We start from the raw sequence: 21,120 nt of genomic DNA on the forward strand, positions 1-21,120 counted from the left end.
CCCGGTGAGCACGGAGCCGGCCGGGATCCGGGAGACCCACACCGGTCTGGTCGTCCTCGCCGGGGACCGGGCGTACAAGGTCAAGAAGGCGGTGCGGACGCCGTACTGCGACTTCGGCAGCGCCGCGCTCCGGCGGCGGGCGCTGGCCCGCGAGCTGGAGCTCAACCGGCGCTTCGCACCCGACGTCTACCTGGGTCTCGGGAGCTTCCGGTCACCGGACGGCGCCACCGCGGAGCCCGTCCTGGTCATGCGGCGGATGCCGGCGGACCGGAGCCTGACCGCGGCGCTGTCGTGCGCCGGCCCGGACGAGCGCGACGAGCTGGTCCGCTCGGTGGCCCGCGCGGTGGCCGACGCCCACCGGCGCGCACCGCGCGGCGATCCCGGCCGGGCCGGGCCGGCGGCGCTCGCGGCGCGCTGGTCGGCCAACCTCACCGAGCTCGGCGAGCTCACCGCCGACCGGGCGGTGCAGGACCGGCTGGCCCCGATGCGGACGCTGGCCCGGGACTACCTGGCCGGGCGCACCGAGCTGTTCGGGCTCCGCGAGACCCGGGTGGTCGACGGGCACGGGGACCTGCTCGCCGACGACGTGTACTGCCTCGACGACGGCCCGCGGCTGCTGGACTGCCTCGACTTCGACGACGACCTGCGCCAGGTCGACGTGCTCGACGACGTGGCGACCCTGGCGATGGACCTCGACCACCACGGCATGCCCGGGGCGGCCCGGGCACTCGTCGACGGGTACCGGCGGTTCACCGGCGACGACGCACCGGACTCGCTGCTCCACCACTTCGTGGCCTACCGGGCGGTCGTCCGCGCCAAGGTCGCCGCGCTGCGGGGCCGCCAGGGCGCCGCCGGCGCGGCCGCCGAGGTCGACGCGCTGTCGGCGCTCGGGCTGCGCGGGCTGCAGGCGGGTGCGGTGCGGCTGGCCCTGGTCGGTGGGCCGCCCGGCAGCGGCAAGACCACCCTCGCCGGGGCGCTGGCCGCGACGACCGGCGCCCGGCTGCTGTCGAGCGACCTGATCCGCGACGACCTCGACCGCGGCCGTCCCGGCGACGGTGCCCGCCCGGGCAGCGGCACCGGCGGCAACGGCACCGGGGGCAACGGCACCGGGGGCGGCACCGTCCGCCGCGGCACCGGGGGCTACGGCACCGGCCGGTACACCCCCGAGCGGGTCGCAGCGGTCTACACCGCCCTGCTCGACGCGGCCGGTCCGCTGCTGGGGCGGGGCGAGTCGGTGGTCCTCGACGCGTCGTGGACCACCGCGGAGCGCCGGCTCGCCGCCCGGGCGCTCGCCGCGCGGCACCACGCCGTGTGCGTGGAGCTGCGGTGCGCGGTGGACCCCCGCACCGCCGACGCCCGGATCGCGGCCCGCGGGCCGTCGCCGTCGGACGCCGACGCCGCGGTCGCCGCCCGGATGCGGGCCGCCGCCGCCCCGTGGCCGGAGGCGGTCCGGATCGACACCGCGGGCGGCCCCGGCGCCGCGTCCGGAGCGGCCCTGTCGGCAGCCCTGTCGGCATGGTCCGCGGGCGTCGGGTGCTGAGGGGCCGCGGGGCGGGACACCTCGGCCCGGTGGCCGGGGCGCTCAGCCGCGCAGCCGTATCCGGGCGTCGACCGCCGTCGCCCCCACCCCGCCCCGGCCGTCGGGTCGCAGGACCAGCGGGTTGATCTCCGCCTCCACCATCCGCGGCACGGTCCGCACCAGCCAGCCCCACCGCAGCAGCACGTCGCGGACCGCGGCGCGGCCCTGCACGGCCAGCCGCGGCCCGAGCGCGGAGTCGGCGACGGCGCCGTCGGCGTCGTCGGGGGAGGCGACGGCGAGCAGGTGGCTCCGTCCGCCGACCGCGTCGGTGGCGCTCCCCCCGGGGCCCACCGTGAGCACCGGTCCGACGACGGCGTCGACGGTCGCCCCGACCAGGACCTCGTCGCCGCCGGACACCATGGGCTGGACCAGGACACCGCGCAGGGTGTCGCCGAACCGGGCCGCGAACCGCCCGACCGCCGCGCGGACCCCGTCCTCGGAGTCCACGTCCAGCACGACACCGCCCGCCGCGGCCTTGTGCAGCAGACCGGTGGCCTCGGCCTTGAGCGCGACCGGTCCCCCGGCGGCCCGCCACCGCTGCACCGCCCCGTCCGCGGTGCGCACCCGCGCCACCGGCGCCGCGGGGATCCCCGCGGCGCCGAGCAGCTCCAGGACCCCGAGCGGGTCGAGCCAGCCCTCGCCGGCCCCCGCGACGGCGGCGTGGGCCCGGGTGGTGTCGGTCCGGAGCAGGGCCGGGACCGGGTCCGCGGCGTGCCGGAGCCAGTGTCCGCGGCGCACCCCGGCAGCGACCGCCGCGGCGGCGGAGGTCACGTCGTCGTGCACCGGGACCCGGTCACGCGGGCGGGAGCCGCCCGGCGCCACGACCACGACCGGCACGGGCTCCCCCGCGGCGTCGCCGATCTCCGCGAGCGGGTCCCCCAGGTCCGTGGGCACCCCGGTGACGACCACGGCGTCCACCCCCGGGTCGTGCGCGACGACGGTGACGGCGCGGGCGAAGGCCCGGGCCCCGACCACGGCGGTCGTGTCGACCGGGCCGCCGACGGCCGCGGTCGCCGGCAGGATGCCGGCCAGCGCGAACCGGGTGCCGGCCTCCATCCGGGCCACCTGCAGCCCGGCGTCGGTGCACGCGTCGGCGGCGAGCACGCCCAGGCCGCCGGCGTTGCTGACGATCCCGACCCGGGGCCCCGCGGGCAGCGGCGCGCTCTGCAGGGTGGCGAGCATCTGGACGGCCTCGCGCGGGTCGCGGGCGAGCAGCAGCCCGGCCTGCCGGTACAGCGCGTCGCGGGCGGTGCGCGGGGTCGCCGTGGACGCGGTGTGCGACGCCGCGGCCCGCCGCCCGGCGTCGCTGCTCCCCGACGGGATCACCACGACCGGCATCGTGCGCGCGGCCCGCCGCGCGACGGCGGCGAACTCGTGCGGACGCCGGGCGGACTCCAGGTAGAGCACGGCGCCCCGGGTGCGGCCGTCGTGCGCCCACCAGGCGAGCAGGTCGTCGGCCGCGACGTCCAGGGCGTCGCCGGTGCTGACCAGCGAGCTGATCCCGAGTCCCGCGGCGGCCAGCTCGTGGCCCAGCGCGACGGCGATCCCGCCGGACTGGGCGGCCACGCCGATCTCCCCCGCCGGGGCGGTGGTGGCGAACGTGGCGTCGAGGGCGACCCCGGGGGCGGTGTCGACCAGGCCCAGGCAGTTGGGGCCCACGAGGCGCATCCGGTGGTGTGCGCAGACCGCGGCGAGCCGGCCGGCGTCGGCGCCGGTGACGCCGGAGGTGAGCACGAGCAGCGCGCCGACCCCGGCCCGGCCGCAGTCCTCGGCGACCGGCACGACGGCGTCGGCCGGGACGCAGAGGACGGCCAGGTCCGGCACGGTGCCGAGCTCGCCGACGGTGCCCGCCCACGGCAGGTCCGGGGCCGGCGTCCCGCGCGGGTTCACCACCGCGAGCGGCCCGCTGAACCCGCCGCGCCGGATCCGGTCCAGCACGGCCCGGCCGACCGTGCCCGGCCGGCGCGAGGCCCCGACGACCGCGACCGAGGCCGGGGCGAGCACCGGGGTCAGCGAGATCGCCGACGCCGCGGAGACCCGGGACCAGTGCGGGTCGTCCGACAGCGGGGTGGGGTCGCCCGTCTCCAGCCGGACGTGGGTGACGGGCCCGTCCGGACGGGTCCGCAGCGGGCGCCCGAGGTCGGTCAGCACCCGCATCATGGGGGCGTTGTCGGAGGCCACCTCCCCGGTCAGCGTGGCGAGACCGGCCGCGGTCGCGGCCCCGGCGAGTGCCTCCATCAGCAGGGTTCCGGCACCGCGGTGGCGCGCCGCGGGGGCGACCAGGACGGCGAACTCGGCGGTGGAGCCGTCCGGGACGGGCACGTAGTGCGCGACGCCGAGCAGCTCCCCCGCCTCGAACACGCCCACCGCGTGACCGGTCGGGGCGAGCACCGAGCGGGCGGTCCGCCGCGGGTCGGGGGCCGAGGCGGACAGGTAGCGGAAGTGCCGGTCGGTCGTGTCGAGACCGGTGTGCAGGGCGGTCACCGCAGGCAGGTCGGACCGGTCCAGCGGCCGGACGACGGCCCGGCGGCCGTCACCCAGCAGGACGTCGTGACCGCGGCCGGCGACGGGCTCCGACGGATCCCCCGACCGGGTCGTCGCCGACGCGGGGACGCCCATCAGAACTCCATCACGAGCCGGGCCGGGACCCGCCCGGCGAGGAGGTCGTCGACGGCGGCGTTGACGTCGTCGAGCTTGCGGGTCTCGGTGACCACCCGGGTGCGGCCGCGGGCGTGCAGGTCGAACACCTCGGCCAGCTCCTCGCGGGTGCCCACGATCGACCCGAGCACGGTCAGCCCGCCCAGCACGAGGTCGAAGATCGGCACGGCCAGCGTGCCGTCGGCGGGCAGCGCGACGCACACGAGCCTGCCGCCGCGCCGCAGCGAGCGCAGCGCCTGCCCGAAGGAGTCCGGCGAGGGGGCCAGCGCGACGGCGACGTCGAGCCCGCCCAGGTCGTGGATCGCCTCGACGGGGTCGGTCGTGCGGGCGTCCACCACGGCGTCGGCGCCCAGCCCGGTCGCCAGTGCGAGCTTGGCGTCCTCGACGTCGACGCCGACGACCGAGGCGCCGACCAGCCGGGCGTACTGGACGGCCAGGTGGCCCAGGCCGCCGATGCCGAACACCCCGACCCGTTCGTCGGGGGCGACCCGCGCGTTGCGGATCGCCGCGTAGGTGGTGACCCCGGCGCAGGTCAGCGGAGCGGCTTCGACCGGGGGGATGTCGTCGGGCACCGGCACGGCGAAGCGCTCGTCGACCACCGCGTACTCGGCCCACGCGCCGTCCACCGAGTAGCCGCTGTTGGTCTGGCTCTCGCACAGCGTCTCCCGGCCGCTGACGCAGTAGCGGCACCGGCCGCAGGCCGACCCGAGCCACGGGATCGCGACCCGTCGCCCGATCGCCCGGTGGTGGGGACCGTGCACCGACTCCACGACGGTGCCGATCCCCTCGTGCCCGGGGACGAACGGCGGGCGGGGCTTCACCGGCCAGTCCCCGCGCGCGGCGTGGACGTCGGTGTGGCAGATGCCGCTGGCCTCCATCCGGACCAGGACCTGCCCGGGGCCGGGGACCGGCACCGGGATCTCCCGGATCTCCAGGGGCGCTCCCAGTGCGGGGACGACGGCGGCACGCATCGTGTTCACGGCTGCTCCTCGGTCACCGGCGGCGGGCCGGTGGGGCTGCGGCGGAGGGAACTGAGGTCGCGGCCGACGCTAGGTACGGCGCCGGCCGCGGAGCAGGGCCGGAGGGCGCCCGGCGGCCGGGACCTTCGGCGACGGCGGTGACCGCCGCGACGTACGGGTCCTCGGGCCGCGGGCACCGGGCCGACCGTCCCTGGTCGTGTCCGCGCCCGCGGGCCACGGTGGGGGGCGTCCTGGACACACGAGGGAGGACGTCCGATGAGCAGCACGATCACGCGCCGGGCCGGGGCACTGCCCGGCGCACTCACCGAGATGGAACGGATGGTCGACGACTGGTTCCGCGCGTTCCCCGTGCGGCGCCCGGTGTACGCCGGCCGGCTGCGCGAGGAGGCGGCGATCCGCGTCGACGAGTTCGTCGAGGACGGGTCGCTGGTCATCCGGGCCGAGCTGCCCGGGGTCGACCCCGCCGCCGACGTCTCGGTCACCGTGGCCGACGGCCTGCTGACCGTACGGGCGGAGCGGGGCGGCGAGGAGGAGCGGTCCGAGGACGGCTACCGGAGGCGCGAGCTGTGGCGCGGCACCATGTCGCGCGTGCTCCAGCTGCCCGAGGGTGTCATCGCCGACGACATCGCGGCGAGCTACACCGACGGCATCCTGGAGATCAGGGTGCCGATGCCCGAACCGCCCGCACCGGCCGAGGCGACGATGATCCCGATCAGTACCGGCTGACCCCGGAGCGGTCACGGCACGGCGGCCGGGGCCGGGTCCACGACCCGGTCCCGGCCGCCGTCACGCCTGCGGGAGGGGACCGGGGGCGGCGTCGCCGGCGGTCAGCCGGTGGAACGTCGCCGGCTCCGGCGCCGGGTCCCGTCGTCGCGACGCCCGCCCGGCCCGCACGACCGGGCACCCGGCGGGCGGGCGCGCGGGCCACGCCGCGTACCGGGCCAGCACGACGAGCCCGGCGGTCCTCGCCTCGTCCCGCAGCACCCGGTCCCAGCCGTCCCTGCGCAGCTCGGCCTCGAGGTCCACCTCGCCGGTCTCGACGGCGACCTCGTCGGTGACCGCGTCGAGCAGCCGCCGCGCCATCTCCGTCCGGGCGGCCCCGGTCGGCGGACCGCCGACCGTCCGGCGTGGCGGCGGGACCACGACGACCAGCCGCAGGTCCCGCCCCGACCGGCGGGCGACGTCGGCGGCCCAGCGGACGTCGTCCGGGTCCAGCTCGTCGCGGCCGACGACCACGACCGGTCCCCGCCGCGGACCCGCCGCCGCCGTCATCACGTCCTCCCGGCCGCGCACCGGTCCACCGACCGCACCCCCTCCCCTGTGCCCCTGCCGGACGCCGGGTCGTCGCCGGGTCACGGCCCGGCCACCGGTGGTGCGGGGTGCCGTGCGGCGGGCCCCCGCGCCCGCCGCACGGCCCGGTACGCCTCGTCGGTCCCCCAGACGAGCAGGGGCATCGGCAGGAGGCAGGCGAACACCCACGCCGGGGGCGGCGTGGTCCCGAGCAGGGAGTTCGCCACCGGCAGGAAGATCGCGGCCGCCGCGAAGGCGAGCTCGGCGGCGAGGGCACCGAGCAGCAGCCGGTTCGTCGTGATGCCCACCGAGCGCAGCGAGGCGCGCCGGGTGCGGGCGGCGAACGCCGTGCCGACCTGGCAGGCGACGATCGCCGCGAAGGTCGCGGTCGTGGCCTGCCGGTAGGTGGTGTGCAGCGGCGATCCGGGACCGGTCGCGGCACCGGGCGTCCACCCGCCCCGCACGAGGACGGCCAGGAACAGCCCGGTCGCGAGGACGGCCGCCACCGGGCCCATCAGGCCCCACGCCCGCAGGAGCATCTCGCCGGTGATGACGTTCTCGCGCCGCGGGCGCGGTGGCCGGTCCATCAGTCCGGGCTCGGCGGGCTCGCGGCTCAGGGCCAGCGCGGGCAGCAGGTCCGTGCCGAGGTCGATCGCGAGGATCTGCAGCACGCCGATCGGCAGCGGGACCAGCCCACCGGAGAGCGCGAACGCCAGGAACGGCACGAGCTCGGGCAGCAGGTGGCCGAAGATGTAGACGACGAACTTGCGCACGTTGTCATAGACCCGCCTGCCCTCCTCGACCCCGGCGACGACGGTCGCGAAGTCGTCGTCGGTCAGCACCAGCGTCGCGGCCTCGCGGGCCACCTCGGTCCCGGACCGGCCCATGGCGACGCCGATGTCGGCGTGCCGCAGTGCGGGCGCGTCGTTCACCCCGTCCCCGGTCATCGCCACCACCTCGCCGCGGGCACGCAGCGCGTCGGCGATGCGCAGCTTGGCCTCCGGCGCGGCACGCGCCACCACCACCTCGCCGGAGGCGGCGAAGAACCGCTCCAGCTCGGGCTCGGTCATGGCGTCCAGGACCGGGCCGTCCACGACCCGGTCGGCGCCGATGCCCACCCGGCGGGCGATCTCGGCGGCCGTGCGCCCGTCGTCGCCGCTGACGACGTGCACCCGGATGCCCGCGTGGTGGCACGACGCGACGGCGGCGGGCGCCTCCGGGCGGGGCGGGTCCAGCAGGCCGACGAGCCCGAGCAGGGTCAGGCCGCTCTCCGCGACGTCACGCGCGGGCGGGTCGGCGGCGGGGTAGGCGGCGGCGGGGTCGCGGCGGGCCACGGCGAGGACCCGCAGACCCCGCCCGGCCATGGCGGCGACCGCCTCCTCGACCGCGGCCCGCCGGTCGGCGGGCAGCACGCAGCGCGCCAGCACCGGACCGGGGGCGCCCTTGACGTGCAGCACCGGCCCGTCCGGGCCGGGGTCCAGGGTGGACATCAGCATCCGGTGCGGGTCGAAGGCGTGGAGGACCAGCCGTTCGGCGTCGCGCACCCCGGCGTCCACGCCGGCACCGGCGGCCGCGGCCCCCTCCAGCAGGGCGAGCTCGGTCGGGTCCCCCGCGCCGGTCCGCGGGTCGGCCGTGCTGCAGCGCGCCAGCGTCGTCCAGAACGCGGGCCCGGGCGGCGCGGACGTGGGGCCCGGGCCGCGGACGTCGACCACCCGCATGGTGCCGGTCGTGAGCGTGCCGGTCTTGTCCGTGCAGATCACCGTGGTCGAGCCGAGGGTCTCCACCGCGGAGAGTCGTTTCACCAGCGCACCGCGGTCTGCCATGGCGCGGACCCCCACGGCCAGCGCCAGGGTGATCGTCGGCAGCAGCCCCTCGGGCACGTTCGCCACGATCAGGCCGACGGCCAGCACCAGGGCCTCGGTGAGCGAGAGCCCGGCCACCACGCCGAGCGGGACGAACGCGACACCGACCCCGACGGCGACCGCCGCGATCAGCCGGGCGACACGGCGGACCTGCCGTTCGAGCGGGCTCTCGTCGGTCGGCCGGGTTCCGGCGAGCGCCGCGATGCGGCCGATCTCGGTGTGCGCCCCGGTGGCGTGCACGACGGCCTCGGCCGCACCGGCGACGCACCCGGTCCCGCTGAACACCAGGACCGGCGAGTCCAGCGCACTCGCCGCGGTGTCGGGTGCCGAGGCGTCGCGGACGACGGGGACCGACTCCCCGGTCAGCGCCGACGCGTCGACCTGCAGGCCGCCCGACAGCAGCCGGGCGTCGGCGGGCACCCGGTCGCCCTCGGCCAGCAGCAGCACGTCACCGGGAACGAGCTCGGCGGCGGGGACGCTGCGCACCGTCCCGTCGCGGCGGACCCGGGCGTGCGGGGGCAGGTAGCGGCCCAGTGCCTCGACGGCCCGGCCGGCGTGGCGCTCCTGGAGGAACGCGAACCCGGCGTTGAGCACGACCACCACCAGGATCGCCGTGCCCAGCTGGGCGGTGCCGGCGGCGACGGCGAGGGCCGCCGCCACCAGCAGCAGCACCGCCAGCGGGTGGGTCAGCTGCCGTCGCAGCGCCCGCCAGGTCGACCGGCTCCCCGCCCGGGCCGGTGTGTTCGGCCCGAACCGGGCGAGCCGCCGCGCCGCGTCGCGCCCGGAGAGCCCGGCCGGTCCGGAGCGCAGGTCCCGCAGCAGCCGGGCCGCGGGCTCCCGGGGGTCCGGGACACCCCCTGCGGGCGGGTCGTCGGCGGGTCCGCCGGTCCCGGGGACGGGGCCGGCCGGCCGGTGTCGGGTGTCGGTCACCGGGGAGCGTCCGAGGCCGCCCCCGCTCCCGTCGCGCCGAGCAGGACCGCCGCCCGGCGCGGGGTGACCACGACGACCGGGCAGCCGGCCCGGCGGACGCACGCGGCGCTGACCGAGCCCAGCACGGCACGGCCCAGCGGTCCGTGCCCGTGGCTGCCCACGACGAGCATCGCCGCCTCCGCCGACTGCGCCACGAGCTCACCGACGACGACGCCCTCGATGAGCTCGCCCTCCACCCGCACCCCCTCGGGGACCGGGATCTCCGCCAGGTCGTTCTCCAGCGCACGTTCCTCGTCGTCACGGACGACCGACCGCACCACGAACACCGGCGCCGGCGGCGCGAACAGCGGCGCCGGGTCCCACACCCGCACCGCCCGTACCCACCGGCCGCTGCGGGCGGCCTCGGCGACCGCCCAGGCGAGCGCCGCCCGGCCGCCCTGCGACCCGTCGGTGCCGACGACGATCTCGTCGTCCCGCACCGTCCTCTCCTGCTCCATGACGCCCTCCTCGTGACGAGGGGCCCAGCGTCCGCGCCCCGGGCCGGGCGCCGCGCCGGGCGAACGTCCCGCGGAAGCGGGGCCGTCCGGTCCCGCCGCGCCCGGCGTGGCCACGCGGGACCAACGGCCCGCCGGTCGCGGGGCCTTCGCGGGTGGGCCCGGCCGCCGTCCCCCGGCAGGGTCGCCGAGGACTTCCGCAGCCTCCCGGCACGCCGGCGACGCCCGCCGGGTCCGTGCTCCCGGCGGCCGTGACCGACGACCCGAGGAGAAGCCGTGCACGTACAGATCGTGGTGGAGTCGCTGTTCGGCACCACGCGCGCCGTGGCCGAGGCCGTCGCCGACGGCCTGCTCGCCCGGGGGTGCGACGTCGACGTCGACCCGCCCGACCCCTCGACACCGCTGCGGCCGGGTGAGCTGCTCGTGGTGCTCGGTCCGACGCACGCGTTCGGCATGACCCGGCCCGCGACGCGCGAGGACGCCGTCCGGCAGGGCGCCACCGCTCCCCCGTCGGACGGGATCCGTGAGTGGCTCGACCGGTTGCCCGACGCCGGCCCGGACGCACCGGCGACCGTCTGCGCGGACACCCGGGTCTCGCGGTGGGTGCCGGGGTCGGCGGCCCACGCCGCGGCGCGGGTGCTGGGTCGCCGCGGCTACCGTTCCGCAGGCGCCCCCCGGTCGTTCCTGGTGCGCGGCAACGGACCGCTGCGGCCCGGCGAGCTGGAGCGCGCCCGCGAGTGGGGCGCCGGACTGCTGCCGGCGACGACCCGTGCGGACGGCGCCCGGTGAGCGGGCGGCCGGTGGTCGTCGGCGTCACCGGGGCGCCGTCGTCGCAGGCGGTGGCCCGGTGGGCGGCGCGCGAGGCACTCGCGCGTCACCGGGTGCTGCGGATCGTGCACGCCGCGGACTACGACACCGGCGACGTCCCCGCCTGGCACCGGCACGCCCGCCTGGTGCTGTCGCGTGCGGCGGCGACCGCCCGCGGTGCCGCCCCCGGGGTGGTGCTGGAGACCGTGCTCGTCGAGCAGCCGCCCGTCGCTGCGCTGGAGGCCGAGGCTCTCGGCGCCGAGCTGCTGGTGCTCGGGGCGGTCGGCTCGGGGCACCCGGCGGACGGACCGGCCGATCCGGTCCTGCACCGGGTCCTCGACCGGGTGCGGGTGCCGGTCGCCGTCGTCCACGCCTCGACGGCCGAGGGCGCCGGCCCGGTCGTGGTCGGTCTGGAGTACCCGCGCACCGACGCGGAGCTGCTGCACGACGCCCACGCCTGCGCCCGCCGCGGCGGCGGCGTGCTGCGGATCGTGCACGCGCTGCGCCCGGGGCACGGCTCCGCTCCGGCCGTCACCGCGGTGTTCGCCGAGCTCGCCCGGCACTGGGACGAGCGCTCGGACGCGGTGGACGTCGAGCTCGAGGTCGTCGACGACCGTCCGCTGCCGGCGCTGCTCCGGGCCGCCGAGCACGCCGGCCTGCTGGTCGTCGGGGCACGGCCGCACGTGGGCGGGCCGCTCCGGCGTTCCACCCCGGAGGAGCTGGCGTGTCTGGCCGCGTGCCCGGTCCTGGTGCGCCCCGTCGGGCCGGCACCCGGTCGCGACGCTCAGGGGGCCAGCACCGCGGACAGCGCGCGCCGGGGGGTGGCGGGCAGCTCGCGGTCGTCGGCCGGGTAGCCGAGCCGCACGATCAGCTGTGGGTGGGCGTCGACGTGCAGGACGTCGCGGGCGAGCACCGACCGCGTCGCGGACAGCTCGAGCGCCTGGCTCAGCGGCGTGGTCGCCAGGCCCGCGCGCACCGCGGTGAGCAGCACGGCGCTGGTCGCCTCGCCCGCCCGCAGCCGGTCCTCGGGTCCGTCGCGCCGGGTGCAGAGCACGGCGAGCACGCCCCCGCCGGTCGGTGCCGCCGCCGTCCCGGTCAGCCGACCGGCCGGGAAGGCCCGGTTCGGGCCGGTCCCCCGTGGGGCGGGCCGGGTCGGCCGTGCCGACGCGGGGATCCCGTCGTGCGCGCCGGCGTAGCGGTGCGTCCAGGTCATCAGCTCGGCCAGGTAACCGGGGCGGCAGCGCTGCTCGTCGGCCGCGCGCGCCAGGACGGCGTCGAGCCCGGCCCGCCGGGCCTGCCCGGACACGGGCAGCAGCAGCGCCCCGTGGCGTCGCGCGGCCGCCGTCACCGCCTCCAGCACGGACCCGGGCACCGGGCGGTCGTCGTAGCGCCGCCGGTCGGTGCGCCGGCGCGGCAGCGCGGGCCACAGGTCCGCCTCGGCGGCGTCGGCGGGACCGTCGACGGCCGTGACCACGGCGAGCAGGTCCGTGTCCTCCGGGTCGGGCAGGCGCACCGTGCGCACCGCCGTCCCGGCCGCGGCGAGTGCGACGTGCAGGTGGTGCAGGCAGGCCCCGCAGCTGACGAGCAGGTCGCGGCGGTCCGGGTCGGTCTCGTACAGCCGCCGCAGGGGGTCGGCGTACAGGGCGGCCCGCGCCGCGTCCACCCGCCAGCGCCAGGGCTGGCTGTTGTGCAGCGAGGGGGCCCGCAGGGCCCAGCCGACGGCGTCGAGCATCGTCGGGCCGGGCCCGTCCGGGCGGTCCGGGACGTCCATCGGGCCGGGGTCAGCGCGTGAGGTGCGCCCGCGTGCCGGTGGACTGCTCGATGTCGAACACCGTGGACTCGAACAGCCGGTGCTGCAGGTCGGCCAGTGCCCGGGCGACGGCCAGCTCCGCCCCGATCTCCGGGACCTCGCGGTCCCGCGGGTGCCGGTGGGCCTCGCCGGCGCCCACCAGCCGGGTGTCGTCGCGCGTGGTCAGCCGGGCGGTCGCCCGCGTCCGGCCCGGCTCCTCGCTGATGTCGATCGTGACCGTCCACTGCTCGGCGTAGCTCATCGGGGTCTCCTCCTCCACGGCCGGAACTCGAGGACCGGCCTCCACCACGGTGTCGGGACGCGGCCCCCGGGCCCAGGGCCGTGCGCCCCGCCCACGGAGGGCCACAGGCCCCGGCCCGGTTCCCCCTCCGGTGCCCCGGGCCGGGCGCGCAGCCGCACCGACCCCCCGGGACGCAGGACCCGCCGCGTCGCGCCGCACCGCACGGTGATCGGGTCGCCGGGGCCGCACGCCGCACGGACCAGCACCTCGCGGCCGCGCACCCGGACGTCGACCACGAGGTCGCGGTAGCGGATCTCGAAGGACAGCCGGCCGGAGTCGCGCGGCCAGTGCGGGTTGAACCACAGGGCGCCGTCGCGCACCTCGACCCCGGCGAAGCAGCGCTGGAGCAGGTCGACCGACCCGGCCATCGCGCCGAGGTGCACGCCCTCGGCGGTGGTGCCGCCCTGGACGTCGGCGAGGTCGCTGCGCACGGCGCGCCGGAAGTGGTCGAGGGCGTCCTCGCGGTGCGCGCGGGCCAGCACCCAGGCGTGCACCAGGGAGCTGAGCGTGGACCCGTGCACGGTGCGGGCGAGGTGGTGGTCGATCGTGCGCCGGACGGCGTCGGCCGGGAGCCGGTAGCCCAGGCCGTGCAGGAGCTCGCGCAGCTCGTCGGTGGACAGCAGGTAGAACAGCATGAGCACGTCGGCCTGCTTGGTGACCTGGTAGTCGTCCACCGACCGGCCCTCGGCCTCCAGGATGCGGTCCAGCCGCTGCAGGTCGCCGTAGCGGCGGCGGTAGTGCTCCCAGTCCAGCTCGGGCAGCGCGCTCGCGCCCTCGAACTGCTCCAGCACGCCGTCGGGGCGGATCGGGACGTAGGACCGCCGGGTGCGGTCCGCCCAGGACCGCAGCTCCCGGTCGGTGAGGCCGAGCTGTTCGAGCAGCTCGTCGCGGCGCCGGACCGGGATCAGGTCGAGGCACTCGCGGGCCCGCCGCCAGAGCCACACCGCCATCACCGTGGTGTAGGTGTTGTCGTCGACGCCGGGGCGGTCGGCACCCGGGTAGCGGGTGGAGAACTCGTCGGGCCCCATCACCCCGCGGATGCGGTAGCGGCCCCGCTCCGGGTCGAGCTCCGACAGCTCCGCGAGGTAGCGCGCCACCTCCAGCATCACCTCCGCGCCGTGCGCGGCCAGGAAGTCGCGGTCACCGGTCGCCTGCACGTAGTGCCACACGTTGTAGGCCACGGCCAGGCCGACGTGCTTCTGCAGGGCGCTGACGTCGGGCAGCCAGCGGCCCGACAGCGGGTTGAGGTGCAGGCTCTGGCTCTCCTCGCGGCCGTCGCTGCCGGACTGCCACGGGAACATGGCGCCCCGCCGGCCGGTCGCCCGGGCGGCCCGGCGGGCGGCGTCGAGCCGACGGACCCGGTAGTGCAGCAGGGCCCGGGTCACCTCGGGCATCCGCAGCGTCAGCACCGGCAGCACGAACAGCTCGTCCCAGAACACGTGGCCGCGGTAGGCCTCGCCGTGCAGGCCCCGTGCGGGCACACCGGCGTCGACGTCGAGGGCGTGCAGGGACACGGCCTGGAGCACGTGGAACAGCCCCAGCCGCAGGTCGCGCGCGGTGTCCGGGGCGTCGGGCACACCGGTGCCCGCCAGGTCGAAGCGGAACCGCCGCCACACGTGCCGCCAGCTCACGGCCTGCTCCTCGAGCAGCGCGGGGACGTCGGGGGCGTCGGCGAGCAGGTCGAGCGCGGTGGTCGCCGGGTCGGCGATGGCGACGTCGCGGGAGGTCACCAGCGTCACGACGGTGTCGACCCGGACGGCGGACCCGCGGGGCACGTCGAGCACGTGGTCGTACCCGACGGCGTCGCCGGTGCGCACCACGGACGCGGCGGCGCTGTCCGGCCGGACCCGGGTCCGGGCCGCGACCGCGATGCGGACGTCGGACCGGGAGGTGCGCGTCGTCAGCAGCACGGTCCCGGGCCGGGGTGCGTCGACCCGCTCGGTGTGCAGGTGGTGCGCGGCCAGGCCGCGGTACCGGGCGACGCCGGTGTTGCCGACCGCCCCGTCGATCCGGGAGCGGACGCGCAGCCGCCCCGACCAGTTCTCCGCGACGACGGTGGTCTCGGTCGCGGCGACGTGTCTGCGGGTGCGGTGGACCAGGCGCCGCTCGTGCAGCGCGGTGCGCCTGCCCTCGGCGTCGACGTAGCGGACGAGCCGGGTCAGCACGCCGTGGCGCAGGTCGAGCAGGGCCCGGTTCTCCAGCAGCGCGGCGGGGCCGAACGGGTCGACGTCGGTCCCGTCCGGTCCGGCCCGCAGCCACGTCCAGTCCGGCAGGGCGACCATGCTCTCGTTCTCCACGACCCGGTCGCCGAGGGTGTCGACGAGCCGGTTGTAGACGCCCGCGGCGTAGGTGCCCGGGTAGTGCGGTCCGCCGGCGGAGGCCGCGGCGGCCGCCCCGCGGACCGCCTGGTAGCCGTTGCCGAGCGTGCACAGCGCCTCCCGCCGGCCCTCGTCGGCCGGGTCGAAGCCGTGGAAGCAGACCGACCAGCCGTCGCCCGTCGGCGCGCAGGCGGGGCAGTCGGTCGCCACCGGCGACTCAGTGCGCACCGCGGCGCGCGGCGTCGAGGAGCAGCCGTCGTTCGGCCGCGCCGAGCGCCCGCCGCACCGCGCCGACGGCGTCCGGGTCGACCGAGACCGCCGTGATCCCTGCCTCGACGAGGTGCCGGACGAACGCGGGGTCGCGGCTGGGTGCCTGGCCGCACAGCGAGCTGGGCACGCCCGACAGGGCCGCGAGCTCCACGATCGCCGTGATCGCGGCCAGCACCGCCGGGTCCGACTCGTCGTAGAGCTCGGCGAGCCGCTCGGAGTCCCGGTCGACGCCGAGGACCAGCTGGGTGAGGTCGTTGCTGCCGATCGACACGCCGTCGATCCCGGCCGCGACGTACTCGGGCAGCCAGTGCACGACCGACGGCACCTCGGCGGTCAGCCACCGCTGCAGGAGCCGGTCGCGGCCCGTCTCGGCGCCGTCGACGAGGTCGAGCACCGCGGCGAGCTCCCAGCGGGTCCGCACGAACGGCAGCATGAGGTGGACGTTCGGGCAGCGCTCCCTGACCCGGGCGAGCATCCGCAGCTCGAGCCGGAACAGCTCCGGCTCCCGCAGATAGCGGTAGGCGCCGCGGAAGCCGATCATCGGGTTCCGTTCGACCGGCTCGTGGTCGGCGCCGCCGGTGAGCAGGCGGAACTCGTTGCTGCGCAGGTCGGCCGCCCGGTAGAGGACCGGCCGTGGCCGGAACGCCTCGCCGACCTCCCCGACGGCCCCGGCCATCGCGGTGACGAACTCCTCGGCGTCGCCCGCGGCGATCATCGCGAGCGGGTGGCGGCCGCGCAGCGCGTCGGTCAGCGCGATCTCGGCGCGCAGCAGCCCGACGCCGTCGACGGGGAGGGCGGCGGCGCGCCGTGCCGCCTGCGGGGTCGCCACGTTCACGTGCACCTCGGTGGCGAGCGGCTCCGGCGGGGCCGCAGCGGCGTGGCGGGCGACGGCGGTCGTGGCCGGCCGGGCCGTGCCGGCCGACACCGTGCCGGCCGACACCGTGCCGGTGCCCCCGTCGACGGTGACCAGGCGGCCCGGGGTGATGTCGGCGGTGGCCGTCCGGCTGCCGACCACGCAGGGGATGCCCAGCTCGCGGGCGACGATGGCGGCGTGGCAGGTGACGCCGCCGTGGTCGGTCACCACCGCGGCCGCGCGGCGCAGCGTCGGAAGCCAGTCCGGGTCGGTCCGCGGGGCGACGAGGACCTCGCCGGTCGTCAGCTGCGCCCCGTCCGCCGGTGAGGACAGGATCCGCGCGGGACCGCTGCGGCGACCCGGTGCCGCCGCGACGCCGGTGACGAGGACCGCGCCGGAGGCCGCCCGGCCCCCGGCGCCGTCCGTGCCGGTCCCGGCCGTGCCGGTCCCGGCCGTGGTGGTCACCGGGCGGGCCTGCACCAGGTAGAGGGTGTCGCCCTCCAGTGCCCACTCGACGTCCTGCGGGACGCCGAAGTGCTCCTGCACCCGCTGGGCGAGCCGGGCGACCGCGACCGCCTGTTCCGGGGTCAGGACGCGGGCCGACGCCCGGTCCGGGTCGAGGGCGACGGAGCGGTCGTGGCCGTCGGGGCCGGGTACGACGGCGTGGGACTGCACCCCGATGTGCTCGAACACCGGCTCCAGGCCGGGCAGCGAGAACACGGAGGTGTCGGGCTCGACGAGACCCCCGACCACGACCTCGCCCAGCCCCAGCGCGGCCTCGACGACGACCCGGTCGGTACGGCCGGTCACCGGGTCGGCGGTGAACGCCACCCCGGCGCAGTCGGACTCGACCATCCGCTGCACGACGACCGCGACCGCCGGTGGGCCCGCCAGGCCGCGACCGGCGCGGTAGGCGAGCGCGCGCGGGGCGAACGCCGAGGCCCAGCAGTCGGCGACGCGACGGTCGAGCTCGTCCTCGCCCCGGACGTGGGTGAAGCTGGAGTGGATCCCGGCGAAGGAGTGCGCCCCGCTGTCCTCACCGATCGCCGACGACCGGACCGCGACCGCCACCGGGCCGGACCCGTCCGCCAGTGCGGCGTAGGCGCGGTGGATCTCCTCGGCCAGCTCGGGCGGCGGACCGGCGGCGCGGACGAGCTCCTGCAGGCGCGCGCAGTCCGGCCCCGGGTCGTCCCGGGACTCGCCGGCCCCCACCCGCGCCAGCAGCCGGTCGAAGCGCTCGTCCAGGGCGTCCAGCACCCCGCCCGCCCGCATCGCCTCGCGGTAGGCGGGGGCCGTCACCACGAATCCGGGCGGGACCGCGAACCCGGCCGCGAGCAGGTCGCCGAGACCGGCGGCCTTGCCGCCGACGGTGGCCGCGTCGGCCCGGCCGAGCCCGGCGAGCGGCCGGACGCCCGGCCCGCCGGTCGCGCCGGGCGCGACCCGGGTGCCCTCAGCCGCGGTCACGGCTCGCCATCCCGGCGTGCTCACGCCAGCGCTCCTCGGACTGCAGGGAACCGCGCGCGACCTCGCGCAGCACGTCGTGGCGCGACAGCAGCCCCACGCAGCGCCCACCGGACTCGACCGGGAGCGCCCGCAGGCCGTTCTCCAGCATCCGGGCCACGGTGAAGGCCAGGTCGTCGTCGGGACCGGCGGTGAACGGGTGGTGGGTCATCACGGCGGCGACGACCTCCTCCGGGTCGATCTCCCCCGGGTCGCCGCCGACCGGCACCCGGCCGGCCAGCAGGTCCGACTCGCTGACCACTCCGACCACCTGGTCCTCGGCGTCGACCACCGGGGACGAGGCGTGCCCCCGGCCCACGAGCACGCGTGCCGCGACCGCGATCGGGGTGTCCGCCCGGACCGTGGTCACGCCGGTCCGCATGACGTCTCGGACGTGCATGGCTGCCTCCTCGTCTCGGTGCACGCGGGCACCGGCCCGCGGCCCACCGAGCGTCTCCGGCGGCACCCGGTCCGGCCAGGGCCGGAGTGCTCGGGGCACGGCACCACCGTCCCGACCGGCGTCCGGGACCAACGGCCCTGGCCGGACGCGGCGGGCGGGGGTGCGGTGGGCCCTCCGATCCGCCGAGCCGACCGGAGGAGCTCCGTGGCCCCGAGCTGTCCGACCCTGTTCCCGCACGCACCCGCCGCGGTCGTTCCCGCGGCCGTCGCCCGCCTCCGGCCCGAGTTCCCGGGACGGAGGGTCGTCGCCGTCGTCCGCCGGTCGCTGGCCGACCTCGCCGGGGCGCCCGTCCCGGCGCTGCCCGAGCTCGTGGAGCGGCTCGCGCGGCAGCGCCTGCTCGACGGGGAGGGCTGACCCTCCGGGCGCCCCGGCCGGTCCGCCGGCGACGTCCGCCGTCGTGCCGGACGGCTCCCGGGCGGGTGCCGTCCGGTACCCCGGCCGCGGGACCTACGGGCCTGGTGGCGCCGGGCCGGCGCTGGGCAGGGTCGCACCGTCGCCGGTCGCGGCGGCGGGGAGGCACAGTTCCCGGGACCCGGGCCGAGCGGAGGGGACGACGATGTTGAGCGAGGGCGAACGACGGCGGCTGGTCCGGATCGAACACGAGCTGACGGCGGAGGCCCCCCGGCTCGCCCGCCGGTTCCGGAACCCGTCGCGCCTGCGGGTGTGGCTGCTCCCGGCGGCGACGGCAGCGCTCGGGCTGGCCGCGGCGGTGGGTCTGCTGGCGCTCGGCCGGCCCGGCGACGCCCTCGTGCTCGGGGTCCTGGGCTGCTGGCCGGTGTACCGCCTGCTGGAGCGCCGACGGGTGTGGCACCGGCTGCGGACCCGGTTCCGGGACCGCTCGGGCGGCGGGGGCAGCACGTCGCGGAGTACCTGACGACCCGCCAGCCACCGGTGCCGCGGGCGGCCGGCGGGCCCCCGTGGACGGCGCGGTGGGCGTCGGCGAACCGGCCGGGCCGCGGGCGACCCGATCGCGTGCCCTCCGCCCCTGGGGCACCGGAGCGGGGCGGGACGACACTCGCAACCCGCGCCACCGGCACGGGACGCCCACGACGACGGAGGATCCGCGATGAACGACCATCTGCTCACCGCCGACACGCCCCGGACCGGTACCTACCGGGTGCGGGTGTCGGGGGTCTTCGACACCGCGGCCGGGGCGCACCTGCTGCGTCAGCTCGACGCGTGGGCCCGCGACAGGGACACCGTCGGGGGGACGACCCGGACCGTCGTCGCCGACCTCACCGGGGTCACGGCCGTCTCCGCCGCCGGGCTGAAGGCGATTCCGCACGCCGTGCGCACCGTGAGCCGGCGCGGGTGCGCCTTCACCGTGGTCGGCGCCGAGCACCTACTCGGTCGCGTGCCCCCCGCCGCCCGCCCGTTGCTCCGGCCGTCCGAGGCCGTCCGGCTCGCCGAGCCGGTGACGTCCGGCGCCGGGAGCGCGCCGTGACCGGGCGAACGCCGCTCACCCGGCGGCGCCTGCTGGGTGTCGCGGCGGCCGCGGGGGTGGTCGGCGGGGTGGCCGCGTGCACGGGCCTGCCGGCGCCCGGACCGGGCCGGGCCGGGCCGGTGGCCGGGCTCCCCTTCGCCGATCCCCCGGAGCGGGTCGCGCGCGCCGGGGGCCTGTCCGGTGCGCTGAGGGCGACCCCGGGGGTGGACCTCGCCGGTGCCGCCGGTGCCGGTCTCGGCTACGACGGGACCTCCCCGGGCCCGACCCTGCGGCTGCGGCCCGGCGACGAGCTCGCGCTGCGCCTGGAGAACGGGCTCGACACCCCGACCAACCTGCACCTGCACGGGCTGCGGGTGCCGCCCGACCCGGGCGGTGACGACCCGTTCCGGATGGTCGGCCCCGGCGGGACCGCGGACTACCGGATCCGGGTGCCGCGCGACCATCCCGCCGGCACGTTCTGGTACCACCCGCACCACCACGGGACGGTGGCCGACCAGGTGTTCGCCGGTCTCGTCGGGGCGATCGTGGTCGAGGGCGGACCGGACCTGGGCACGGCGGAGGACCACGTCCTCGTCGTGACCGACACGACGGTGGGCGACGACGGCCGGGTCGCCGCGGCCGGTCCCATGGACCGGGTCGCCGGCCGGGAGGGCGAGCTCGTGCTGGTCAACGGGCTGCGGCGGCCGGTACTGGCCGGGGCGCCGCAGCGCTCCCAGCGGTGGCGGCTGGTCAACGCGACCTGCTCGCGGGTGTTCGACGTGTCGCTCGACGGGCAGGACCTCGTCCACGTCGCGACCGACGGGGTGTTCCTGCCCCGTCCGGTCGTCCGCGACCGGGTGCGGCTCGCGCCGGGCAACCGTGCCGACGTCGTCGTGCGCCCCCCGGACGTCCCCGGCGACGTCGATCTGCTCGCCGCGGACGTCGACCGGGGCGGCATGGGAGGGATGGGCGGCACGGGCACGGGAGGGATGGGTGGCATGGGCACGGGAGGCATGGGCGGCACGGGTGGCACGACCGGCACCGGGCCCGTCGTGCTCGCCACGCTGCGCGTCACGGGGGCCGCGGCCCCGACCCCGCCGCCCCCGGCGGTGCTGCCCGCGCCGGTCGTGCCACCGGGGCCCCCGGACCGGACACGGGTACTGACCCTGACCGCCCCGATGGGTGGCGGCGGCACGGGCTTCGGGATCGACGGTCGCGGGTTCGACCCGGCCCGTGACGACCTCGTCGTCGTCCCCGGGACCGTGGAGGAGTGGGTGGTCGAGAACCCGGGGACCATGCTGCACCCGCTGCACCTGCACACCTGGCCGATGACGGTGCTCGACGCCGCGGGCTCGGACGGCGCCGTGCGGGACGTCGTGACGGTGCCCGCCGGCGGCCGGGTGGTGCTGCGGGTGGCGTTCACCGGCGCGACCGGCCGGACCGTCCTGCACTGCCACGTCCTCGACCACGAGGACGCCGGGATGATGGCGACGGTCCGCGTCGGGGGCGCCGGGACCCCGTAGCGGGACCTTCGGCCGGGCGCCGACGGTCTTCCGGATCTGCCCGCGGACGCGCGCCCCTGCGACGGTCGCCGGGACGGCGCCCC

At 78.2% G+C, this 21,120-nt stretch carries 18 protein-coding genes; 8 read left to right on the forward strand and 10 right to left on the reverse strand.

Translation table 11 applies throughout. The features are described 5' to 3' along the window. Positions 1-4: 4 nt before the first annotated feature. Positions 5-1,540, forward strand: a complete 1,536-nt coding sequence (locus ND486_RS29735; protein WP_251784543.1) for an AAA family ATPase — start codon at positions 5-7, stop codon at positions 1,538-1,540. Between the two features lie 42 nt (positions 1,541-1,582). On the opposite strand, the gene ND486_RS12870 is transcribed toward ND486_RS29735, so the two are convergent. Together ND486_RS12870 and ND486_RS12875 are read right to left on the reverse strand one after the other, a co-directional pair. Further along, positions 1,583-4,198, reverse strand: coding sequence for a GNAT family N-acetyltransferase (locus ND486_RS12870; RefSeq protein WP_251784544.1), 2,616 nt, complete (start codon positions 4,196-4,198; stop codon positions 1,583-1,585). Next, positions 4,198-5,208, reverse strand: coding sequence for a zinc-dependent alcohol dehydrogenase (locus ND486_RS12875; protein WP_251784899.1), 1,011 nt, complete (start codon positions 5,206-5,208; stop codon positions 4,198-4,200). The genes ND486_RS12870 and ND486_RS12875 overlap by 1 nt, the downstream gene beginning before the upstream one ends. Positions 5,209-5,472: 264 nt before the next feature. Between ND486_RS12875 and ND486_RS12880 the strand changes: the two genes are divergently transcribed. Next, entirely contained in the window at positions 5,473-5,943 is a 471-nt protein-coding gene (locus tag ND486_RS12880) for an Hsp20/alpha crystallin family protein (RefSeq protein WP_251784545.1), read from the forward strand. Positions 5,944-6,003: 60 nt separating this feature from the next. Here ND486_RS12880 and ND486_RS12885 read toward each other — a convergent pair whose 3' ends face one another. From ND486_RS12885 to ND486_RS12895, 3 genes are all read right to left on the reverse strand, one after another. After that, positions 6,004-6,489: a hypothetical protein gene (locus ND486_RS12885; RefSeq protein WP_251784546.1), complete on the reverse strand. Its 486-nt coding sequence runs from the start codon at positions 6,487-6,489 to the stop codon at positions 6,004-6,006. An 80-nt stretch (positions 6,490-6,569) separates the two neighbouring features. After that, positions 6,570-9,191 carry a cation-transporting P-type ATPase gene (locus ND486_RS12890; protein WP_251784900.1) on the reverse strand — a complete coding sequence of 874 codons (2,622 nt, stop codon included), beginning with the start codon at positions 9,189-9,191 and terminating at the stop codon, positions 6,570-6,572. A gap of 104 nt (positions 9,192-9,295) precedes the next feature. Continuing rightward, positions 9,296-9,796 carry a universal stress protein gene (locus ND486_RS12895; protein WP_251784547.1) on the reverse strand — a complete coding sequence of 167 codons (501 nt, stop codon included), beginning with the start codon at positions 9,794-9,796 and terminating at the stop codon, positions 9,296-9,298. Positions 9,797-10,069: 273 nt separating this feature from the next. On the opposite strand from ND486_RS12895, the gene ND486_RS12900 reads away from it, so the two are divergent. Together ND486_RS12900 and ND486_RS12905 are read left to right on the forward strand one after the other, a co-directional pair. After that, positions 10,070-10,582: a flavodoxin gene (locus ND486_RS12900; protein ID WP_251784548.1), complete on the forward strand. Its 513-nt coding sequence runs from the start codon at positions 10,070-10,072 to the stop codon at positions 10,580-10,582. Further along, positions 10,579-11,454 (forward strand): universal stress protein, encoded by an 876-nt coding sequence (locus tag ND486_RS12905; RefSeq protein WP_251784549.1) that lies wholly within the window; start codon positions 10,579-10,581, stop codon positions 11,452-11,454. The genes ND486_RS12900 and ND486_RS12905 overlap by 4 nt, the downstream gene beginning before the upstream one ends. Here the strand turns inward: ND486_RS12905 and ND486_RS12910 are convergent. Genes ND486_RS12910 through ND486_RS12930 form a run of 5 tightly spaced genes read right to left on the reverse strand, consistent with a single transcriptional unit; the run spans position 11,385 to position 18,031 of the window. Further along, on the reverse strand, positions 11,385-12,371 hold the full coding sequence (locus ND486_RS12910) for a nitroreductase family protein (RefSeq protein WP_251784550.1): 987 nt from the start codon (positions 12,369-12,371) through the stop codon (positions 11,385-11,387). The genes ND486_RS12905 and ND486_RS12910 overlap by 70 nt on opposite strands. A gap of 10 nt (positions 12,372-12,381) precedes the next feature. Beyond that, positions 12,382-12,651, reverse strand: a complete 270-nt coding sequence (locus tag ND486_RS12915) for a DUF1876 domain-containing protein (RefSeq protein WP_251784551.1) — start codon at positions 12,649-12,651, stop codon at positions 12,382-12,384. Next, on the reverse strand, positions 12,648-15,218 hold the full coding sequence (locus ND486_RS12920; RefSeq protein ID WP_251784552.1) for a glycoside hydrolase family 65 protein: 2,571 nt from the start codon (positions 15,216-15,218) through the stop codon (positions 12,648-12,650). Before ND486_RS12920 ends, ND486_RS12915 begins: the two co-directional genes overlap by 4 nt. A 7-nt stretch (positions 15,219-15,225) precedes the next feature. Continuing rightward, entirely contained in the window at positions 15,226-17,595 is a 2,370-nt protein-coding gene (gene ppsA, locus ND486_RS12925; RefSeq protein ID WP_251784553.1) for a phosphoenolpyruvate synthase, read from the reverse strand. After that, a complete protein-coding gene (locus ND486_RS12930) occupies positions 17,582-18,031 on the reverse strand; it encodes an HPP family protein (protein ID WP_251784554.1) in 450 nt (149 codons plus the stop codon). The genes ppsA and ND486_RS12930 overlap by 14 nt, the downstream gene beginning before the upstream one ends. Positions 18,032-18,235: 204 nt before the next feature. Between ND486_RS12930 and ND486_RS12935 the strand changes: the two genes are divergently transcribed. The 4 genes from ND486_RS12935 (at position 18,236) to ND486_RS12950 (ending at position 21,037) form a co-directional block, all read left to right on the forward strand. After that, on the forward strand, positions 18,236-18,445 hold the full coding sequence (locus ND486_RS12935; RefSeq protein ID WP_251784555.1) for a hypothetical protein: 210 nt from the start codon (positions 18,236-18,238) through the stop codon (positions 18,443-18,445). A gap of 202 nt (positions 18,446-18,647) precedes the next feature. Next, positions 18,648-18,965, forward strand: coding sequence for a DUF3040 domain-containing protein (locus ND486_RS12940; protein ID WP_251784556.1), 318 nt, complete (start codon positions 18,648-18,650; stop codon positions 18,963-18,965). Positions 18,966-19,157: 192 nt separating this feature from the next. Next, positions 19,158-19,535: an STAS domain-containing protein gene (locus ND486_RS12945; protein ID WP_251784557.1), complete on the forward strand. Its 378-nt coding sequence runs from the start codon at positions 19,158-19,160 to the stop codon at positions 19,533-19,535. Further along, a complete protein-coding gene (locus tag ND486_RS12950; protein ID WP_251784558.1) occupies positions 19,532-21,037 on the forward strand; it encodes a multicopper oxidase family protein in 1,506 nt (501 codons plus the stop codon). The genes ND486_RS12945 and ND486_RS12950 overlap by 4 nt, the downstream gene beginning before the upstream one ends. Positions 21,038-21,120: the final 83 nt, after the last annotated feature.

Origin of the sequence: Pseudonocardia sp. DR1-2 (assembly GCF_023717215.1) — a bacterium.
Lineage (GTDB): Bacteria > Actinomycetota > Actinomycetes > Mycobacteriales > Pseudonocardiaceae > Pseudonocardia > Pseudonocardia alni.